The organism is Nocardioides sp., from assembly GCF_044226765.1.
Lineage (GTDB): Bacteria > Actinomycetota > Actinomycetes > Propionibacteriales > Nocardioidaceae > Nocardioides.
Map to the genome: position 1 here is coordinate 31,299 of NZ_JBGAGJ010000016.1, position 19,677 is coordinate 50,975.

Sequence of the window (19,677 nt, forward strand, 5' to 3'; positions counted from 1 at the left end):
CGGTGTGCCGGAGGCTGAAACACCGGCTGTCGATCGGACCTACAATCCGTGCTTGTGGACGTGGAGCTGCGGCACCTGCGGGCCTTCGAGGTGCTCGCCCAGGAGCTGAACTTCACGCGCGCCGCCGCGCGCCTGCACCTCACCCAGCAGGCGCTGAGCGCGCAGGTCCGCGACCTCGAGCGCCGGGTCGGGGCGCCGCTCTTCGACCGGACGACGCGGTCGGTCGCCCTCACCGAGGCCGGGCGGACGCTGCTGCGGCACACGCCGGGGATCCTGCTGTCGGTGGGCCAGGCGCTCGCCGAGACCCGGGCGGCGGCCGCGGGCGGGGAGCGCCTCGGCCTCACGGTCGGGATGCGCGGTGTCTCCGGTCTCGACCTGGTCACCGACGTGGTGCGGTCCTTCCGCTCGGCGCACCCGGAGGTCGACGTGGCGCTGCGCAACGTCGACTTCAAGGACGCCAGCACCGGCCTGGCATCCGGCGAGACCGACGTGGCGCTCGCCTGGCTGCCGGCGCCCGACGGGCTCGCCGTCGTACCGCTGCTGGAGGACCAGCGCCTCGCGGTGCTGCCGGCCGACCACCCGCTCGCGGCCGAGGCCGAGGTCGGTGCGGCCGACCTCGCCGACGAGCCGTTCGTGTGGATCGACGAGATGGACGCGCGGGTCCGCGACTACTGGACGCTGGCGGACTACCGCGTCGGTCGGCCCGCGCGGGTGGGGGCAAGGATCAGCGGCTTCGAGGACTCGTGGGCGGCCGTCCGCGCCGGGCTGGCGGTGGCGGCGTCGCCCGCCCTGATGCTGACCCGCCTCCCCGACGGCCTCGTCACGCGGCCGGTCCGGGGCCTCGGCCCCGCCGTCCTGGCCGTGTGCTGGCGCGCCACCGACACCCGGCCCCTCGTCGCCGCGTTCGTCGAGTCCGCGCGCGCCGCCGCTTCCGGCGGGAGCGGTGGCGGTGACGGTGGCCGAGGAGCCTGACGACCCGCCGGTCGGCCCGGCCCCGGTCCTCCCTGCACCCGGGCCGCGGGGCGTCATACGGGGTGGTCGCCCGGACAGCCGGGTCGTATGACGTCCTGTGGGCGGGCCTGGGGCGTCATGCGGGGTGGTTGCTGGGGCAGCCGGGTCGTATGACGTCCTGGGGGCGGGCCTGGGGCGTCATACGGGGTGGTCGCCCGGACAGCCGGGTCGTATGACGTCCTGTGGGCGGGCCTGGGGCGTCATGCGGGGTGGTTGCTGGAGCAGCGGGGTCGTATGACGTCCTGGGGGCGGGCCTGGGGCGTCATGCGGGGTGGTTGCTGGGGCAGCGGGGTCGTATGACGTCCTGGGGGCGGGGCTGGGATGTCATGCGGGGTGGTTGCTGGGGCAGCCGGGTCGTATGACGTCCTGGGGGCGGGCCTGGGATGTCATGCGGGGTGGTTGCTGGGGCAGCCGGGTCGTATGACGTCCCGCGGGCGCGCCTGGGTTCAGCCGGGGCCGCATGCCGGGAGCGCCCGGGTGGTACGGGAGCGCCATGAGGTTGATGCGCACCGCCGCCCTGATCGGGATCGGCAAGAAGCTCTACGACGAGTCCCGCAAGCCGCAGAACCAGGCGCGGATCAAGGCCGCGGTGGCCAAGGTCCGCGAGCGCCGCGCACGGCGCTGAGGGTCAGGCGTTGAGGTCAGGCGCTGCGAGTCAGGCGCTGCGTGCCGCGGACGGAGCCGGTACGGCGGCACCGGCCCGCTCGGCGCGCAGGAACTGACCGGTGCGCTCGTGGCCCAGCAGCGAGGTGGGCTCGCCGTCGGCGACCACCCGCCGCCCGCTCACGAAGACCGCGGGCACGGCCGCGTCGTTGCGGTTGACCATGCGCGAGAGGCCGCCGTACTGCTCCACCGGCGCCTCGCGGTACTCCTCCAGGGTGGCGTCGAGGTGCTCGGGGTCGATGACGACCAGGTCGGCGCGGTCGCCCTGGCGCAGGAACCCGGCGTCGATCCGGTACCACTCGCCGAGCTCGCCGGTCAGCCGGTGCACGGCCTGCTCGACCGACATGAACGGGCGGCCCGCCTGCTCGGCGTCGTGCACGTGCTTGAGCAGGCGGAGCCCGAAGTTGTAGAAGGCCATGTTGCGCAGGTGGGCGCCGGCGTCGGAGAAGCCGAGCTGGATGCCCGGGTCCTGGGCGAGCTTCTTGAGCACGGCGGGCCGGTGGTTGCTGATGGTGGTGCGCCACCGGATCGCGGTGCCGTGCTCGAGCACCAGGTCCAAGAAGGCGTCGACCGGGTGCTTGCCGCCGCGCTCGACGCCGACCTGGCCGAAGGACTTCCCGACCACACTCGCGTCGGGGCACTCGACGATCTCCGCGTCGAAGAAGTCGCGCTGCCACACACGGGGGTCGTACTTGCGCTCGTACTCCTTGCGGAACTGCTGGCGGTACGCCGGGTCGCGCATCAGCTCGTCGCGCGCGATCTTCTCCTGCAGGTGCAGGGCGGCCGCGCCGGAGCCGAACTCCTCGAAGATCACCAGGTCGATGCCGTCGGCGTAGACCTCGAACGGCACCGGCAGGTGCTGCCAGCGGAAGTCGGCGCCGAGACGGTTGACCAGCCAGGCGAGCGGCCGCATCAGGTGAATGATGAACGGGATCGCCTTGAGGTCCGCCGCCGACAGCAGGCTGGTGCGCAGCGCGGGGCGACCCAGCCAGCCGATCGAGTGGAGCGCCTGGACCACGATGGTGTGGGGGTGGCTGGCGTCGGGGCCGGCCTGTAGCGCTCGGCGGCGGCGCCGCAGGATGGCGCGCAGCCCGCGCATCTCCTTGCCCTTCGCGTACGTCGACGGCAGCGTGCGCGAGCGGCACAGGTCGCCGTCCAGCTTGTCGAAGAGCAGCTGCTGGGCCGACATCCCGACGAAGCCGGCGTCCAGGGCCTCGTCGAGCATCCGCTCCATCCGGGCCTGCTCGCGGCGGGTCGGCCGCACGTCCTTGCGGGTGGCCCGGTCCAGCCCCATCGTGGCCGTGCGCATGTCGGAGTGGCCGATGAAGGCCGCGACGTTGGGCCCCAGCGGCAGTGACTCGAGGGCGTCGGCGTACTCGCCGGCGCTGGACCAGGTGCGGTGCTGGTCGACCGCACGGATCACGTGCTGGCGTGGGATCGCCTCGACCCGGCCGAAGAGGTCGCCGGCATCGACCCCGCCGACGTGGATCGTGGAGAGCGAGCAGGAGCCGACGAGGATGGTGGTGACGCCGTGGCGCACCGACTCGGGCAGGCCCGGGCCGTCGAGCACCTCGACGTCGTAGTGGGTGTGGATGTCGACCATGCCGGGCAGCACCCACCTGCCGGCGGCGTCGACGACCTCGGGGCACCCGGTCTCGTCCAGGTCCTCGGTCGTCACGGCGACCACCCGCCCGTCGCGCACCCCGAGGTTGCGGACCGCGGAGGGGGCGCCGGTCCCGTCGAACCAGCGGCCGCCCTTGATGATCGCGTCGAAGCTCATGACCTGGATGGAACCGGTTCTAGTTGACGCGCGTCAAGACCTCGTCCGGACCGGGACCTCGGCACCGACCCGGCGCATGACCGGCGCCGCCAGCGCGCCGTGGACGAAGACCGACAGCACGATCGTGAACGTCACCGTCGACCACAGCCAGTCCGAGGCGAGCGACTCGGCGTGGCCGCCGGCGTAGGCGAGGTAGTAGATCGACCCCACGCCGCGGACCCCGAAGAAGGCCACGGCACGGCGCTCGTCGTCCTCCAGGCAGCCGCGGAGGCCGACCAGGCCGGCGACCGGACGGATCGCCGCGACCAGCAGCACCGCGACGACGACGCCTCGCCAGTCCAGGCTGGCGAGGAGCCCGCGGGTGAGCGCGATCCCGAGCACCAGCAGCACGAACAGGGTGAGCAGGCGCTCGAGCCGCTCGGTCACCTCGTGCATCGCGGCGTGGTAGTCGTGGCTGCGCTCGGCGGAGCGGAAGGTCATCGCGCAGGCGAAGACGGAGAGGAACCCGTAGCCGCCGACCACCTCGCCGACGCCGTACGCCGACACCAGCGCCGCCAGTGCGACGAGCGACTCACCCCGCTCGGCGAGCCGGAGCGACCGGGTCCGCGACCGGAACGCCGCCCAGGCGAGCAGGCGTCCCACGACGATGCCGGCGACCACGCCGAGCACGACCTTGCCGACGAGGTACCAGCCGACCCACTCCAGCGCCCAGCCGGACACCGCGCCCTCGGTGGCGAGCAGGATGGCGGCGTACACGAAAGGAAAGGCGAGGCCGTCGTTGAGCCCGGCCTCCGAGGTCAGGGTGAAGCGGACCTCGTCGTCCTCGTCGACCTCGAGGTCGCCGGTCTGCGGCCCCGCGACCTGGACGTCGGAGGCGAGGACCGGGTCGGTCGGTGCGAGCGCGGCGCCGAGGAGCAGGGCGACGGCGGGTGGGACCCCGAGCGCCCAGGCGAGCAGCGCCACCGCCGCGATCGCCAGCGGCATGCTGATGCCGAGCAGCCGCCAGGTGGCACCCCACCGCCGCCAGGAGGCCAGCCGTCGCACCTCCAGCGGGCGGTCCAGGGCGAGCCCGACGCCCATGAGCGCGACCAGCACGGCCAGCTCGGTGACGTGCTCGATGGTGGCGCGGTTGGACTGGGGGTCCAGGGGCATCCCGTCGGGCAGCGGCGTGAGCCCGATCAGCAGCCCGACGCCGACCAGCACCATCGGCGCCGACACCGCCCACCGGTCGAGCAGCTCGGGCAGCACCACGGCCAGCAGCAGGCAGCCGCCGGCGACGAGGTAGACGAGATCGGACGTCACCGGGTCGGGGTACCCGTTCTCCGGGTGGCCCAAGGTGTGACCTGCGCCCGGCGGCCGACTGGTCTGCACCGGTCGAGCGTGCGGCGGGGCCGGGCTCGCACCTGTGGTCCCCGGCCGTCGCAGTTTCATCACGGGATGCAGGCGAACCTGCACCTCCCATGGTGGGCAGGCCGTGGAAAGTGCAGGTCCAGCAGCAGACCATGATGAAGCTGCGGCGGCTGGTGCGGCCGCAGCGGCCGGTAACCGACAGCCGCACCCGGCAGCCGGCGGCTACGCCGTGGCGGCGAACGCCTCCGCGACGACGTCGAACGCCTCGTCGAGCAGCGCGTCGCTGATCGACAGCGGCGGCAGGAAGCGGAAGACGTTGCCCCAGGTGCCGCAGGTGAGGGTCACGACGCCGTGCTGGTGGCAGTACGCCGCGACGGCCGCTGTCCGCGCCGGGTCCGGGTCGGTCGTGCCCGGCGCGCACAGCTCGATCGCCATCATCGCTCCGCGTCCGCGGATCTCGGCGATCACGTCGTGGTCGACCGCGATGGCCTCGAGGCGCGCGTGCATCCGGTCGCCGAGCTCGCGGGCCCGCACGTGGAGCGCGCCGTCCTTCATCTCCTCGATCGCGCCGAGGGCCGCGGCGCAGGCGACCGGGTTGCCGCCGTACGTGCCGCCCAGGCCGCCGACGTGGACGGAGTCCATCAGCTCGGCGCGTCCGGTCACGCCTGCGAGCGGGAGGCCACCGGCGATGCCCTTGGCGGTGGTGATCATGTCGGGCACCACACCCTCGTGGTCGCTGGCGAACCAGTCACCGGTGCGGCAGAAGCCGGACTGGATCTCGTCGGCGATGAAGACGACGTCGTTCGCCGCGGCCCACGCCGCGAGGGCGGGCAGGAAGCCGGGAGCGGGCACGACGAAGCCGCCCTCGCCCTGGATCGGCTCGATGACGATGCACGCGAGGTTGGCGGCGCCGACCTGCTTGTCGATCACGTCGATCGCGCGGCGGGCGGCGTCCTCGCCGGACAGGCCGTCGCGCAGCGGGTAGGACATCGGCGCGCGGTAGACCTCGCCGGCGAACGGCCCGAAGCCGTTCTTGTACGGCATGTTCTTGGCCGTCATCGCCATCGTCAGGTTGGTGCGCCCGTGGTAGGCGTGGTCGAAGACGACGACCGCGTCCTTGCCGGTCGCGACGCGGGCGATCTTCACCGCGTTCTCGACCGCCTCCGCACCGGAGTTGAACAGCGCGGTCTTCTTCGCGTGGTCACCGGGCGTGAGCTCGGCCAGGGCGGCGCACACGTCCACGTAGCCGTCGTACGGCGTCACCATGAAGCAGGTGTGCGTGAACGCGTCCACCTGTGCGTGCACGTTGCGGGTCACCGCCGGCGCCGCGTTGCCGACCGAGGTGACCGCGATGCCGGAGCCGAGGTCGATCAGCGAGTTGCCGTCGACGTCGACGAGGACGCCGCCGCCCGCCGCCACCACGAAGACGGGCAGGGTGGTGCCGACGCCGTCGGCGACGTACGCCTTCTTGCGGTCCAGCCGCTCCAGGGAGGCCGGGCCGGGGATCGCGGTGACGAGGCGGCGCTCCTGGGGGAGCGTGGGGCCGCCGACAGCAGAATCGGTCATGCCGAGGAGCGTAGACCAACCGGTTCCGTTCTCGGGAGGGCGTGGCGCTGACGAATCCGTTGCAGGAGCAGCGGATTCAGTGGACCGGGAGGCGTACGGGACACTGGGTCGGTGAGAGACGTCGTCATCCTCGGCAGCACCGGGTCCATCGGCACCCAGGCGCTCGACCTGGTGCGCGCCAACCCGGACCGGTTCCGGGTGGTCGGGCTGACGGCGGGCGGGTCGAACCCGCAGCTGTTCGAGCAGCAGGTGGCCGAGTGGTCGGCGTCGTACCCCGCGCTGTGGTCCGGGCTCGGGGAGGACGCGAGCGTCGAGGCGGCCTCGCGGGACTGCGACGTCGTGCTCAACGGGATCACCGGGGCGGTCGGGCTGCGCCCGACCCTGGCGGCGCTGGACGCCGGCACGACGCTCGCGCTGGCGAACAAGGAGTCGCTCATCATGGGCGGCCCGCTGGTGCTCGAGCGGGCGAAGCCCGGACAGATCGTGCCGGTCGACTCCGAGCACAGCGCCCTGGCGCAGTGCCTGCGCGCCGGGACGCCTGCGGAGGTACGCCGGCTCGTGCTGACCGCGAGCGGCGGACCGTTCCGCGGCCGGACGCGGGCCGAGCTCGCCGACGTGACGCCGGCCGATGCGCTGGCGCACCCGACCTGGGACATGGGCCCCGTCATCACCATCAACTCGGCCACCCTGGTCAACAAGGGGCTGGAGGTGATCGAGGCGCACCTGCTCTTCGGGATCCCGTTCGACCGGATCGAGGTCGTGGTGCACCCGACGAGCGTCGTGCACTCGATGGTCGAGTTCGTCGACGGTTCCACGCTCGTGCAGGCCAGCCCCCCGACCATGCTGATCCCGATCGCGCTCGGCCTGTCCTGGCCCGACCGGGTGCCCGACGCCGCCCCGAGCGTGGACTGGACACGCCCGGAGACCTGGGAGTTCTTCCCCCTCGACGACGGGGCCTTCCCCGCGGTCGCGCTCGCCCGGGCGGCGGGGGAGCGGGGCGGCACCGCGCCGGCGGTCTACAACGCCGCGAACGAGGAGTGCGTGGCCGCCTTCCGCGACGGCCGGCTGGCGTTCACCGGGATCGTGGAGGTGGTTCAGGCGGTTCTCAGCCGCCACGACGTACCCTCGGAGGTGACGCTCGAGGACATCCTCGACGCGGACGCGTGGGCCCGCGACACGGCCCGACAGCTGATCGAGCAGGCCCCGTGAAAGGGAGAGCGTGAGCACCGTCTTCTACGTCGTGGGCGTGCTGCTGTTCGTGCTCGCCATCCTGGCCTCGATCGGCCTGCACGAGCTCGGCCACATGATCCCCGCCAAGAGGTTCGGCGGGAAGGTCACCCAGTACTTCATCGGCTTCGGCCCGACCGTCTGGAGCAAGCAGGTCGGTGAGACCGAGTACGGCGTCAAGGCGGTGCCGCTGGGCGGATTCGTCAAGATCGTCGGGATGCTGCCGCCGGGTGCGGCCGAGCTTGCCGACGAGGTCACGACCGACGCCGACGGCCAGCAGGTCGTCATGGTCCGCAAGTCCAACACCGGGCTGTTCACCCAGCTGGTCTCCGACGCCCGAGCCGCCGAGTGGGAGACCATCCGGCCCGAGGACAGCGACCGCCTCTTCTACAAGATGACCTGGTGGAAGAAGGTCGTCGTGATGGCCGGTGGTCCGACGGTCAACATCCTCATCGCGTTCTTCATCTTCTGGGGCATCTTCGCCTTCTACGGCCAGCGCACCGCCGAGGCCGACGCCGGGCAGCCGGTCATCGACGAGGTCTCCCAGTGCGTCATCCCGTACGCCGACAACCGCACTACCTGCACCGACACCGACCCGGTCAGCCCGGCGGCCGAGGCCGGCCTGCGGCCCGGCGACGTGATCACCAGCTTCAACGGCACCCCGGTGACCGGCTGGGACCAGCTGCGCGGGCTGATCCGCGGCAACGACGACGGCACCGCCGTCATCGGCTACGAGCGCGACGGCCGGCAGCTGACCGGCACCACCAGCACGACGGTGGAGGCGCGGCCCACGTCGCAGACCGACCAGACGCTGCGCCAGGTCGGCTTCCTCGGCGTCACCCCCACGACGCACGTGGTGATCGAGACGGGCGGACCGATCTACACCCTGCAGCAGATGGGCGGGATGGCCGAGCAGAGCGTGCGGGCGCTGGCGACCCTCCCAGTCAAGGTGTGGGGCGTCGCCGAGGCGATCGCGGGCGTCCAGGACCGCGCGGCCGACAGTCCGGTCAGCATCGTCGGCGGCGGCCGGATCGCCGGCGAGGCGGTCTCCCAGCAGGGCTTCCCGGTCGCCGAGAAGGCGGTCTTCCTGCTGGGCCTGGTCGCGGCGTTCAACCTGTTCATCGGGCTGTTCAACTTCATCCCGCTGCTGCCCCTCGACGGCGGCCACATCGCGGGGGCGCTGTGGGAGGCACTGCGGCGCGGGTTCGCGCGCCTGCGCGGCCGGCCGGACCCGGGCTACGTGGACGTCGCCAAGCTGCTGCCGATCGCCTACTGCGTGGCTGCTGTGCTCCTCGTCATGGGCGTGGTGCTGATCGTCGGGGACCTCGTCGTCCCGATTCACCTCGAGTCCTAGGATCGAACGCATGACCGAGATCAGCCTGGGCATGCCCGCGGCCCCGCCGCCGGTGCTCGCCCCCCGTCGCAAGACCCGTCAGATCAAGGTCGGCAAGGTCGGCGTGGGGAGTGACTTCCCCATCTCCGTTCAGTCGATGACGACGACCCTGACGGCGGACGTCAACACGACGCTGCAGCAGATCGCCGAGCTCACCGCGGCGGGCTGCGACATCGTGCGCGTCGCGTGCCCCAGCCAGGACGACGCCGACGCGCTGCCCGAGATCGCGCAGCACTCGCAGATCCCGGTGATCGCCGACATCCACTTCCAGCCCAAGTACGTCTTCGCCGCGATCGACGCCGGCTGCGCCGCCGTGCGCGTCAACCCCGGCAACATCCGGCAGTTCGACGACCAGGTCAAGGAGATCGCGGCCGCCGCGAAGGACCGCGGCACCTCGATCCGGATCGGCGTGAACGCCGGCTCCCTCGACAAGCGGCTGCTCGAGAAGTACGGCAAGGCGACCCCCGAGGCCCTCGTCGAGTCGGCGGTGTGGGAGGCCAGCCTCTTCGAGGAGCACGACTTCCACGACTTCAAGATCTCGGTCAAGCACAACGACCCGGTCGTGATGGTGCGCGCGTACGAGATGCTCGCCGAGCGCGGCGACTGGCCGCTGCACCTCGGTGTCACCGAGGCCGGGCCGGCCTTCCAGGGCACCATCAAGTCCGCGACGGCGTTCGGCGCCCTGCTCTCGAAGGGCATCGGCGACACCATCCGCGTCTCGCTCTCGGCCCCGCCGGTCGAGGAGGTCAAGGTCGGGCTGCAGATCCTGGAGTCCCTCAACCTGCGCCCCCGGCGGCTCGAGATCGTCTCCTGCCCGTCGTGCGGCCGCGCCCAGGTGGACGTCTACAAGCTCGCCGACGAGGTGACCGCGGGCCTGGAGGGCATGGAGGTCCCGCTTCGCGTCGCGGTGATGGGCTGCGTCGTCAACGGTCCGGGCGAGGCCCGCGAGGCCGACCTCGGTGTCGCCTCCGGCAACGGCAAGGGGCAGATCTTCGTCAAGGGCGAGGTGATCAAGACCGTGCCTGAGTCGCAGATCGTGGAGACCCTCATCGAGGAGGCGATGCGGATCGCCGAGGGCATGGAGTCGGTCGACGGCTCGTCCGCGCAGGTCACCATCTCCTAGACCCGACGCCGAACCCGGTCTGAACATCGGGCGAACACCGGGTCGCACCGGTTTCGGGAGCTGCCGCGCAGCGCAGACTCCGACCGTGCCCCTCTCCCGCAGGAACCTCCTCGGCGCCGCGTCGGTCTCCGGCGTCGCCGCCGCTGCTGCCGGCGCGGCGCGCTGGTGGCCCGCCACCGCCGGCGTACCGCCGCTCCCCGCCCCGCACGAGTCCGGGATCGAGCACGTCGTCCTCGTGATGATGGAGAACCGGTCCTTCGACCACTACCTCGGCTGGCTGCCCGGCGCCGACGGCCGGCAGGCCGGGCTCAGCTACGTCGACCGCAAGGGTCGCCGGCACCGGACCCACCACCTGACGGCGTACGACGGCTGCGGGTTCGAGGACCCCGACCACTCCTACGAGGGTGGCCGGATCCAGCTCAACGGCGGCCGCTGCGACGGCTTCCTACGGTCGGGGAAGAACGACCTGATGGCGATCGGCTACTACACCGACGCCGATCTGGCGTTCTACCGCGGGGCGGCCCGCGACTGGACCGTCTTCGACCGGTACTTCTCCGCGGTCATGGCCGAGACCTACCCCAACCGCTTCTACCAGCACGCCGCGCGGACCGACCGCCTGCACAACAACACCGACCGCTCGACACTCACGACGATCTGGGACCGGCTCGCGGCCGCCGGCGTCAGCGGGAAGTACTACTTCAGCGACATCCCCTTCACCGCGCTCTGGTACGAGAAGCACCTCGACATCTCGACGCCGTTCGCCACCTTCCTCCTCGACGCGGCGGCCGGCACCCTGCCGGCGGTCTCCTTCGTCGACCCCCGCTTCCTCGACGAGGAGGACGGCCGCTCCAACGACGACCACCCGCTGGCCGACATCCGGGCGGGCCAGGCGTTCCTCAACCAGGTGTACGACGCGGTCCGCTCCGGACCGGGCTGGGAGAGGACCGTGCTGGTCATCAACTACGACGAGTGGGGCGGGTTCTTCGACCACGTCAGGCCGGGACGGGCGCCGGACGTCTCGCGGGCGACGGCCCTGCGGGGGTTCCGGGTCCCGGCCCTGATGATCTCGCCGCTCGCGCGCCGGGGCCACGTGTCCCATCAGGTCTACGACCACACGTCGGTCCTGAAGATGATCGAGTGGCGGTGGGGCCTGAAGCCGTTGACGCCCCGCGACCGCAACGCCCGCAACATCGCGGAGGCGCTCGACTTCTCCCACGGGCCGCGCACCGCCTCGCCGACGTACGACGTCCCCGCGGTCACGCCGGCGGGGTGCGCACCCGACGAGTCGAAGTCCGACGACTGGGCGGCGCTCAAGCACCTCGCCCGCGACCTCGGCATGCGGGTGCCGCGGTGATCGCCCGGCTCGTCGCGGCCGTCGCGCTGGTGACCGCCGGGCTCGCCGTGCCCACGGCGACCGCCGAGGACGCAGGCCCCGTCGCGGCACCCGCGGCGTCAGCATCGGCGCGGCCGCGCTGGGTGCCGCCCGTGCGCCACGTCTTCGTGATCAACATCGAGAACAAGGGCTACGCCGAGACCTGGGGCGCGCACTCGGCGGCGCCGTACCTCGCCCGCACCCTGCGGAGCCGGGGCGTGCTGCTGAACAGCTACTACGGCACCGCCCACCAGTCGCAGCCCAACTACGTCGCCCAGATCTCGGGCCAGGGACCCAACCCGGCGATGCAAGCGGACTGCCAGACCTTCTCCACCTTCGCGCGGGTCGGCACCGCGGCCCCGGGCCAGGCGGTGGGCGCCGGATGCGTCTTCCCGGCCGACGTGCGGACGCTGCCGCGGCAGCTCAGCACCGCCGGCCGGACCTGGAAGGGGTACCTCGAGGACATGCAGCGGCCCTGCCAGCACCCGGCCGTCGACCGGCGGGACCCGACCCAGCACGCCACCGCGCAGAACGGCTACGCGGTGCGGCACAACCCGTTCGTCTACTTCCGCGCGATCATCGACCGCGAGCGCTACTGCCGAGCCCACGTCGTGGCGCTCGACCGGCTGCCCGCGGACCTGCGGCGCGCCGCCACCACGCCGAACCTGGTCTACATCACCCCGGACCTGTGCCACGACGGCCACGACGCGCCGTGCGCGGACGGCAGCCCGGGCGGGCTGCGGGCGGTGAACGCCTGGATGAAGAAGTGGGTGCCGCGGATCCTGCGGTCGCCGGCGTACCGGCGCGACGGGCTGCTGGTCGTCACCGCCGACGAGTCCGACGGCCCGCAGGCCGACGCGACCGCCTGCTGCGGCCCGGCCACCTCGGTCAACTCGCCGATGCCGGGGATCCTCGGCCCAGGGGGCGGCCGGATCGGTGCGCTGCTCGTCTCGCGGTTCATCCGGCCGGGCACGTGGAGCACGACGCCCTACAACCACTACTCCCTGCTCGGCTCGATCGAGGAGATCTTCGGCCTGCCCAAGCTCGGCTACGCGCGCGACCCCGGCGTCGACACCTTCGGGCTCGACGTCTACAACGGCTGGCGTGTGCAGTAGCGCCGCCGACCCCGCCGTGGGGCCGTAGGCTCGGGCCGTGCTCACGACCCGTCACGGCGTCCGCCCCCTGGGCTCCGCCGACCTCGACGAGTTCCTGGTGCTGGCGCGCCGGGACCCGGTCGTGAACGCCTTCGTCGACTACCGCGCGACGACCACCAACCTCGAGCCGCGCTGGCTCGGTGGTGAGATGTGGGGCCGCTTCGTCGACGGCGAGCTGGTGGCCGCGTGCCACGTCGGCGCGAACCTGGTGCCGGTGCAGGCGACGCCCGACGACGCCGCCGCGTTCGCCGAGCGGGCGTTGACCCGGGGCCGCACCGTCTCGACCATCGTCGGCCCGCAGGAGGCGGTGCGGGCGTTCTGGAACGGCGTCGCCGGCACGTGGGGCCGCCCTCGTGAGCTGCGGTGGGAGCAGCCGCACCTGGAGATCAGCGGCCTGCCCGCCGTCGCGCCCGACCGGGGCGTGCGGCGCTCGCTGCCCTCCGACGTCCACGAGCTCTACCCCGCGTGCGTGGCGATGTACACCGAGGAGGTCGGCATCTCGCCGGAGTGGGGCGGGGGAGCCGAGCTCTACCGGGCCCGGGTCAACCAGCTGGTCAGCCGGGGCTGGTCGTTCGCCCGCTACGACCGGGGCCGGCTGGTGTTCAAGGCCGAGGTGGCCTGCGCGACGCCGTACGCCGCCCAGATCCAGGGCGTCTTCGTGCCGCCCTCCCACCGCAACCAGGGCCTGGCCACCGCGGGCATGGCCGCGGTCGTGGACATCGTCCGCCGCGAGATCGCCCCCACGGTGTCGCTCTACGTCAACGACTGGAACACCTCCGCCCGCGCCGTCTACGAGAAGGTCGGCTTCCGCGAGACCGCCCGCTTCGCGACCGTGATGTTCTGAGGCGGCCCATCGCCGTCGAGGCACCAGAACTGGCGCCTGACGGGGCCGGCTGAGGGTCACGTCGGGTGTCTCGACGACCCCGCGGCGTTGTCCACAGGCGGGCGGGTGCCGGTTTCGCTCGCGCGCGGCCCGGGGAATGATCGGGCGCGTGACCGGAACTCGGGTGGTCATCGCCGTGGTGGGTGCACTCGTGCTCGGGGTCACTGCCTGTTCGGGCAGCGACCCCGAGCCGCGGGTGGCGCCCCCGTCGAGCACCTCGACCTCACCCACCACCTCGCCCAGCCCCTCCGCGCCGACCATGCCGGCCGCGGCCCGGGGCACCGACGCCGCCTCCGCGGAGGCGTTCGTGCGGTTCTACTGGGAGATGGTCAACTACGCCCAGGCGACGGGGGATGTGGCCGGCCTGCGGTTGCTGGGCGACAAGTGCATCGGCTGCGACGCCGCCATCAAGTTCATTCAGAGCTCGTACGAGGGAGGCGGCCGGATCATTGGGGGAGTCGGCCGACCCGCCAAGTTCCAGACGGTGTTCGTCACTGAGCAAGGGAAACGCTGGGCCTCCACCGAGTATCGAGTGAAGACGACCTCTCAGAGGGTCGATCGACCTGGCGAGCACCACGACCAGACCTACCCAGGTGGGCTCACCGACGTGCGAATGTACCTAGAGCCGACGAACGGTGCGTGGCTCGTCCGTTCACTGGTGACGCTATGAAGGCGATGGCTCTGCTGGCCGCGGTGGTGGTCGCCCTCGCGCTGTCGGCCGCTCCCGTCTGGAGTGATGACGGTGCAGACGTGAATCCCAACGCAACTGGCCTCTTCGTGTCGATCACCGACACACAGGGCGGGTCGTCAACGCAAGACACAGTGGCAGATCCTGCGAACGCGATCGCTTATGCCGATGCCACGACCGTCTGTGCGCGCGGCGGGTCGCAGACTTGCGGTGAACCCGCACTTTGTGACAACGGCGACATCATGGAGGCCACGAGCTACTTCAACGCTGAAGGCGAGTTCGTTGATCGAGGCTTTAACTGCCCGGTCGACTCCGCCCCGGCGGCAGCGGCGCCGCCGCAGGTGACCCCCGGCCTGGTGCTGGCGGCCTTCCGGCGGCTCCCGCTGCCGCCGTCCGAGCTGCGGGTGCAGCCACCGAACGGGCGGACGCTGGTCAACTTCGACACCAACTTCTTCACCGACGGCGCCGAGCTGAGCCGGACCGTGACGCTGCTGGGGCGGCGGGTGGAGCTGCGGATCTGGCCGTCGCAGTTCGGGTGGCGGTTCGGGGATGGTGCGACGCGGTCGACGACCAGCCCCGGCTCGGCGTACCCGGACCTGGAGATCACCCACCGCTACCTGCGCGCCGGCCGGGTGGCGCCGAGCGTCGACACGACCTACGCGGCGCGGTTCCGGGTGGACGGCGGGCCGTGGCGCGACGTGGCCGGCACCGTCACGATTCCGGGGCGCCCCGACGCCCTTCGCGTGGTCACCGCCCGCCCGGTCCTCGTCGGCCAGTAGCAGCCGCGGACTTGTCGGCTTGTCCCGTTGCTTGTCGGCCGAAGTGTTGGCCGACAAGCAACGGGATACCCGGTCGACCGGGTAAACCTGCAGGCCCGCTCCCCTGAGGGCTCAGTTGATCGGGCTCGGCCGGGACGCGGAGGCCCGCTCGCAGGTGTCGAGCACGCACCGCACGACGGTGGCACGTCGCGTGGTGAGGGTGTCGAGCAGCAGCGTGCGGTCGTCCTGCCACGAGATCGTGCCGAAGACGTACGGCGCGCGGTAGGTCACCAGCAGCCTGCCGGAGGCGCGGCGCACGCTTGTCGCAGAGGAGCCCGGTCCGTCGGAGAGGAGGCCGACCGTGGCGACGCGGCGGCCGGACGGCGAGATCGCGACCACCCGCTCGGAGCAGGACCGCGACAGCTGCTGTCCCCCCAGGGTCGTCAGGACCGAGCAGCCGCCGTCGTAGGGGTCACCCGTGTAGGACGCGAGTCGGCCGGCCGCCAGGGAGGCAAGGTAGCCCGAGTGGTGGTTGACCAGCCGGGCGGAGCCGGATCTGTAGTTCCACACCAGGGTGCGCGCCGGTCGCCAGCCGCCGAGCACCACGCGGCTCGCGTCGGCGTCCAGCAGCGACACCGCACCCCGCAGCTGTCGATGGGCGACGGGCCGGCCGGTCCGTGCGGACAGCACCCGCACCGTGGTGGTGCCCGTGCCGGGCCGCCACCGTGCCGCGAGGAGGTCTCGACCATCGTCGCTCAGGATCGCCTCCGCGGGCTGGACTCCCCGCAGCAGGACCCTCCGTGGTGCGCCGCCCCCGACGGCGATCACCCGCTCGCGGTTCCCGGCCCGGGTCATCAGGTGCACGACGTACCGGTGGTCCCGCGACGTCCCGAGCAGGGTCACCACGGGGTCGCGGAAGGAGATGCGGGTGGAGCCGTCGACGAGCACGCGGCCCTCGACGTGCGGTCCGGAGACGTCGGGTCCACGGTCGAGCTGGGCGGGGTGGAGTGTCACGGTGGGCGCCGCCATCGTGAGCAGGGCCGAGAGGATCGCTGTCTTCATGCTCCCAGGACGCCATAACCCGGAGGAAGGTTGCGGTGGCCGACAAGTAGCCTTCCCTCCATGATCATGCGGATGTCGAGCCTGTTCGTGCGGACCCTCCGGGACGACCCGGCGGACGCCGAGGTGCCGTCGCACCGGCTCCTGGTCCGGGCGGGCTACATCCGCCGCGCTGCGCCCGGCATCTACTCCTGGCTGCCGCTGGGGCTGAAGGTGCTGCGCCGCATCGAGGACGTGATCCGTGAGGAGATGGACGGCATCGGGGCGCAGGAGGTGCTCTTCCCGGCGCTGCTGCCGCGCGAGCCCTACGAGGCGACCAACCGGTGGACCGAGTACGGCGACGGCATCTTCCGCCTCAAGGACCGCAAGGACGCCGACTACCTGCTCGGCCCCACCCACGAGGAGATGTTCACGCTCCTGGTGAAGGACCTCTACAGCTCCTACAAGGACCTGCCGCTCGCGCTCTACCAGATCCAGACCAAGTACCGCGACGAGGCGCGGCCCCGCGCCGGCCTGCTGCGCGGCCGCGAGTTCGTGATGAAGGACTCCTACTCCTTCGACGTCGACGACGCCGGGCTCGAGGCGAGCTACCAGCGCCACCGTGACGCCTACATCCGGATCTTCGACCGGCTCGGGTTCGAGTACGTCATCGTCAAGGCCACCTCCGGGGCGATGGGCGGCTCCCGCTCCGAGGAGTTCCTCGCCAAGGCCGAGGTCGGCGAGGACACGTACGTGCGGTGTACGACCTGCGACTACGCCGCCAACGTCGAGGCGGTGGAGGTGCCGGCGCCCGCACCGATGGCGTACGACGACGTGCCGGCCGCGCACGCGGAGCAGACTCCCGACACCCCGACCATCCAGACCCTGGTCGACCACCTCAACGCGACGTTCCCGCGGGCGGACCGCCCGTGGACGGCCGGCGACACCCTCAAGAACGTGCTGGTGACGCTCAAGCATCCCGACGGCACCCGCGAGCCGATCGCGATCGGCCTGCCGGGGGACCGCGAGGTCGACCAGAAGCGGCTCGAGGGCCAGCTCGAGCCGATCGAGGTGGAGCCCTTCGACGAGGCCGAGTTCGTCAAGCACCCGAGCCTGGTCAAGGGCTACATCGGCCCAGGCGTGCTGGGGGAGAAGAACGAGTCCGGCATCCGCTACCTGGTCGACCCCCGCGTCGCCCAGGGCACCCGCTGGGTCACCGGCGCCGACGTCGACGGCAGCCACGTGCTCGACCTGGTCGCGGGCCGTGACTTCACCCCCGACGGCACCATCGAGGCCGCGGAGGTCCGTGAGGGCGACCCCTGCCCGGTGTGCCGCACCGAGGGCCGGGACGGCACCCTCCACGCGGCCCGGGGCATCGAGATGGGCCACATCTTCCAGCTCGGCCGCAAGTACGCCGACGCGCTCGGCCTGCAGGTGCTCGACGAGAACGGCAAGCTCGTGACGGTCACCATGGGCTCCTACGGCATCGGGCCGTCGAGGGCGGTCGCCGCGATCGCGGAGAACACCCACGACGAGCTCGGGCTCGCCTGGCCCCGCGAGGTCGCGCCGGCCGACGTCCACGTGGTGGCCACGGGCAAGGACGAGCACGTCCACGCCGCCGCCGACCGGATCGTGCACGAGCTCGACCGCCAGGGCATCGAGGTGCTCTACGACGACCGGGCGAAGGTGAGCCCGGGGGTGAAGTTCAAGGACGCCGAGCTCATCGGCGTCCCGACGATCGTGGTCGTGGGCCGCGGCCTCGCCGAGGGAACCGTCGAGGTCAAGGACCGGCGCACCGGCGAGCGCGAGGAGGTCCCGGCCGACCAGGTCGTCGACCACGTCGTGCGCCTCGTGCGGGCATGAGCCGGGGCGTCGACGCCGTCGTCTTCGACTGGGGCGGCACGCTCACGGCCTGGCACGACATCGACTTCCACGCCGAGTCACTGGCCCTCGCCCAGGCCGTCGTCAACGTCGACCACCCCGTCGAGGTGTCCCAGGCGCGGCTGCACGCGGCCAACCAGGCGATCTGGGGCCGCTCCCGCGACCACCAGCAGAGCGCGACGGTCGCGGACCTGTTCGCCGAGGCCGGGCTCGACCACGATCCGGACCTGCTGACGGCCTACTACGAGTTCTGGGAGCCGCATACGCTCACCGACCCCGAGGTCGGTCCGCTGTGGGAGGCGCTCCGCGCGGACGGCGTCAAGGTCGGCGTGCTGTCGAACACCATCTGGCCCCGGGCCTTCCACGAGGAGATCTTCCGGCGCGACGGCGTCCTGCACCTGATCGACGGTGATGTCTACACCAGCGAGATCCCGTGGACGAAGCCGTCGCCGCACGCGTTCCGTGCCGCCCTGGACGCCGTCGGCGCCACCGACCCGGCCCGGTGCGTGTACGTCGGGGACCGACTCTTCGACGACGTCTACGGAGCCCATCACGCCGGGCTGCGAGCCGTCCATGTGCCGCACAGCAGGATCCCGGTGGAGCAGGTGGGCCACACCGAGGGGGAGCCGGACGCCGTGGCGCACACCCTCGCCGAGGTGCTCGGGATCGTCCGCGACTGGGCCTGATCGGCCCCTGCGTTGCACGTTTGTGCAATGCGAAAACGTGAGGGAGGGCAGAGGTCGCGCCCCGGCGGGAGCCTGTTGCACAGTTGTGCACGAGCGGTTCCCCGCCAGTCCCCCCACATCCCGGTGGGGCCGCTCATGGCCTCCAGGCCTCAGCGGTCCGCGTGCTCGTCGGCTCCGGGGAACGTCTCGGGAGTTCCCCGGAAGACGAGCTCGCGGACCGCTGTCTCTCTCAGGGCGTCGATCGCCCACCGCCGCTGGTCGCCGGTGGTGCTGGCCACCAGGTAGGCGTAGGTCGTGGCGCAGGACCGCTCCAGCGCCAGGGCCGCCTGCTCGACCTGCGTCGGTGTGTCCAGCGGCCGGGCGACGTCGTACGCCGGCTCCGCGGCGACCGGCTCGGCCCCGGCCTCGGTGAGCTCGCGCACCAGGTGGTCGCGGCGCGCTCGGTGGGCGGCGTAGGCCGACGAGACGGCGGTGAAGAGGTCGGGGCTGGCGCTGCTGGAGGTGCGGCCGCCGAGCACGCCGAAGGCGTAGACGGCCGCGTGCTCGGCGGCCAGCGTGGTCTGGAGGGCGTCCAGCGTGCTCGCCTCGGGGCTTGCGCTGCTCACGTGGCCTCCGCGGCCAGCCGCTGGGACACGGCGGCGCTCATCGAGGCGAGGAGCCGGGCCAGGGCCCCGCTGGCCGCCGCCACGGCGGCGTTCGCGAGCTCCTCGGCCAGGCGCTCCTCCCGGGCCCGCAGCGCGGCGGCGCTCACCGGGCCGGGTGCCGGGCCGGAGCGGGCCGGCCGACCGTCGAGCGCCTCGATGTGGGCGGCGTGCAGCCGGGCCCACCCGGGGTCACCGGCAGCGACGGCGAGGCGCTCGGCGCGCCGCAGGCGGCCCCGCACGCGATCGACCAGGTCGACGTCGGGATCGGGCGCCGGCGTCGCGCCGGGGGTGTCGCCGCCGCCGTCGTCACACCCGGTCAGCGCCACCAGACCGACCGCCGCCAGGGCGAGCGCCGAGCGGCGCGTGGGGCGGGGGACGGCAGGCACGAGGGCGACCCTATCCAGTGGCCGCGCGGCCCGCTCCCCAGCCGCTATGGTGGTCGATCAACAACAGCACAAGG

General features: G+C 72.4%; 18 protein-coding genes. 12 read left to right on the top strand and 6 right to left on the bottom strand.

What is annotated here, in order from left to right; translation table 11 throughout:
• Positions 1-54 precede the first annotated feature (54 nt).
• Both ACILRH_RS22095 and ACILRH_RS22100 read left to right on the top strand, forming a co-directional pair.
• Positions 55-972: a LysR family transcriptional regulator gene (locus ACILRH_RS22095; protein ID WP_395696231.1), complete on the top strand. Its 918-nt coding sequence runs from the start codon at positions 55-57 to the stop codon at positions 970-972.
• 532 nt (positions 973-1,504) lie between these two features.
• Positions 1,505-1,636 (top strand): hypothetical protein, encoded by a 132-nt coding sequence (locus ACILRH_RS22100; RefSeq protein WP_395696232.1) that lies wholly within the window; start codon positions 1,505-1,507, stop codon positions 1,634-1,636.
• Between the two features lie 30 nt (positions 1,637-1,666).
• On the opposite strand, the gene ACILRH_RS22105 is transcribed toward ACILRH_RS22100, so the two are convergent.
• The 3 genes from ACILRH_RS22105 to gabT all read right to left on the bottom strand — a co-directional run bounded on the left by ACILRH_RS22105 (position 1,667) and on the right by gabT (position 6,370).
• Entirely contained in the window at positions 1,667-3,454 is a 1,788-nt protein-coding gene (locus ACILRH_RS22105) for an amidohydrolase family protein (protein WP_395696233.1), read from the bottom strand.
• A 33-nt stretch (positions 3,455-3,487) separates the two neighbouring features.
• A complete protein-coding gene (locus ACILRH_RS22110) occupies positions 3,488-4,756 on the bottom strand; it encodes a cation:proton antiporter (RefSeq protein WP_395696234.1) in 1,269 nt (422 codons plus the stop codon).
• Between the two features lie 270 nt (positions 4,757-5,026).
• On the bottom strand, positions 5,027-6,370 hold the full coding sequence (gene gabT, locus ACILRH_RS22115; RefSeq protein WP_395696235.1) for a 4-aminobutyrate--2-oxoglutarate transaminase: 1,344 nt from the start codon (positions 6,368-6,370) through the stop codon (positions 5,027-5,029).
• 111 nt (positions 6,371-6,481) lie between these two features.
• Here gabT and ACILRH_RS22120 point away from each other — a divergent pair, with 111 nt between their 5' ends.
• From ACILRH_RS22120 to ACILRH_RS22155, 8 genes are all read left to right on the top strand, one after another.
• Entirely contained in the window at positions 6,482-7,579 is a 1,098-nt protein-coding gene (locus ACILRH_RS22120) for a 1-deoxy-D-xylulose-5-phosphate reductoisomerase (RefSeq protein WP_395696236.1), read from the top strand.
• A 10-nt stretch (positions 7,580-7,589) separates the two neighbouring features.
• Complete coding sequence (locus ACILRH_RS22125; protein ID WP_395696237.1) at positions 7,590-8,951, top strand: M50 family metallopeptidase; 1,362 nt, start codon at positions 7,590-7,592, stop codon at positions 8,949-8,951.
• A 10-nt stretch (positions 8,952-8,961) separates the two neighbouring features.
• The gene (gene ispG / locus ACILRH_RS22130) at positions 8,962-10,113 is read left to right on the top strand and encodes a flavodoxin-dependent (E)-4-hydroxy-3-methylbut-2-enyl-diphosphate synthase (RefSeq protein ID WP_395696238.1); all 1,152 of its coding nucleotides are present in this window, start codon (positions 8,962-8,964) and stop codon (positions 10,111-10,113) included.
• Positions 10,114-10,198: 85 nt separating this feature from the next.
• A complete protein-coding gene (locus tag ACILRH_RS22135) occupies positions 10,199-11,467 on the top strand; it encodes an alkaline phosphatase family protein (protein ID WP_395696239.1) in 1,269 nt (422 codons plus the stop codon).
• A complete protein-coding gene (locus tag ACILRH_RS22140) occupies positions 11,464-12,600 on the top strand; it encodes an alkaline phosphatase family protein (protein WP_395696240.1) in 1,137 nt (378 codons plus the stop codon). Before ACILRH_RS22135 ends, ACILRH_RS22140 begins: the two co-directional genes overlap by 4 nt.
• 37 nt (positions 12,601-12,637) lie before the next feature.
• Complete coding sequence (locus ACILRH_RS22145; RefSeq protein WP_395696241.1) at positions 12,638-13,483, top strand: GNAT family N-acetyltransferase; 846 nt, start codon at positions 12,638-12,640, stop codon at positions 13,481-13,483.
• Positions 13,484-13,631: 148 nt separating this feature from the next.
• Positions 13,632-14,192, top strand: a complete 561-nt coding sequence (locus ACILRH_RS22150) for a DUF6318 family protein (RefSeq protein ID WP_395696242.1) — start codon at positions 13,632-13,634, stop codon at positions 14,190-14,192.
• Entirely contained in the window at positions 14,162-14,989 is an 828-nt protein-coding gene (locus ACILRH_RS22155; protein WP_395696243.1) for a hypothetical protein, read from the top strand. Before ACILRH_RS22150 ends, ACILRH_RS22155 begins: the two co-directional genes overlap by 31 nt.
• A 111-nt stretch (positions 14,990-15,100) precedes the next feature.
• Here the strand turns inward: ACILRH_RS22155 and ACILRH_RS22160 are convergent, their stop codons facing one another.
• Positions 15,101-16,030, bottom strand: coding sequence for a hypothetical protein (locus ACILRH_RS22160; RefSeq protein ID WP_395696244.1), 930 nt, complete (start codon positions 16,028-16,030; stop codon positions 15,101-15,103).
• A 60-nt stretch (positions 16,031-16,090) separates the two neighbouring features.
• Here ACILRH_RS22160 and ACILRH_RS22165 point away from each other — a divergent pair, with 60 nt between their 5' ends.
• Positions 16,091-17,869, top strand: a complete 1,779-nt coding sequence (locus tag ACILRH_RS22165) for a proline--tRNA ligase (protein ID WP_395696245.1) — start codon at positions 16,091-16,093, stop codon at positions 17,867-17,869.
• Positions 17,866-18,573 (top strand): HAD family hydrolase, encoded by a 708-nt coding sequence (locus ACILRH_RS22170; RefSeq protein ID WP_395696246.1) that lies wholly within the window; start codon positions 17,866-17,868, stop codon positions 18,571-18,573. The genes ACILRH_RS22165 and ACILRH_RS22170 overlap by 4 nt, the downstream gene beginning before the upstream one ends.
• Before the next feature lie 149 nt (positions 18,574-18,722).
• Here ACILRH_RS22170 and ACILRH_RS22175 read toward each other — a convergent pair whose 3' ends face one another.
• Together ACILRH_RS22175 and ACILRH_RS22180 are read right to left on the bottom strand one after the other, a co-directional pair.
• Positions 18,723-19,178: a ferritin-like domain-containing protein gene (locus tag ACILRH_RS22175; RefSeq protein WP_395696247.1), complete on the bottom strand. Its 456-nt coding sequence runs from the start codon at positions 19,176-19,178 to the stop codon at positions 18,723-18,725.
• Positions 19,175-19,603: a hypothetical protein gene (locus tag ACILRH_RS22180; protein ID WP_395696248.1), complete on the bottom strand. Its 429-nt coding sequence runs from the start codon at positions 19,601-19,603 to the stop codon at positions 19,175-19,177. Before ACILRH_RS22180 ends, ACILRH_RS22175 begins: the two co-directional genes overlap by 4 nt.
• Between the last annotated feature and the right edge of the window lie 74 nt (positions 19,604-19,677).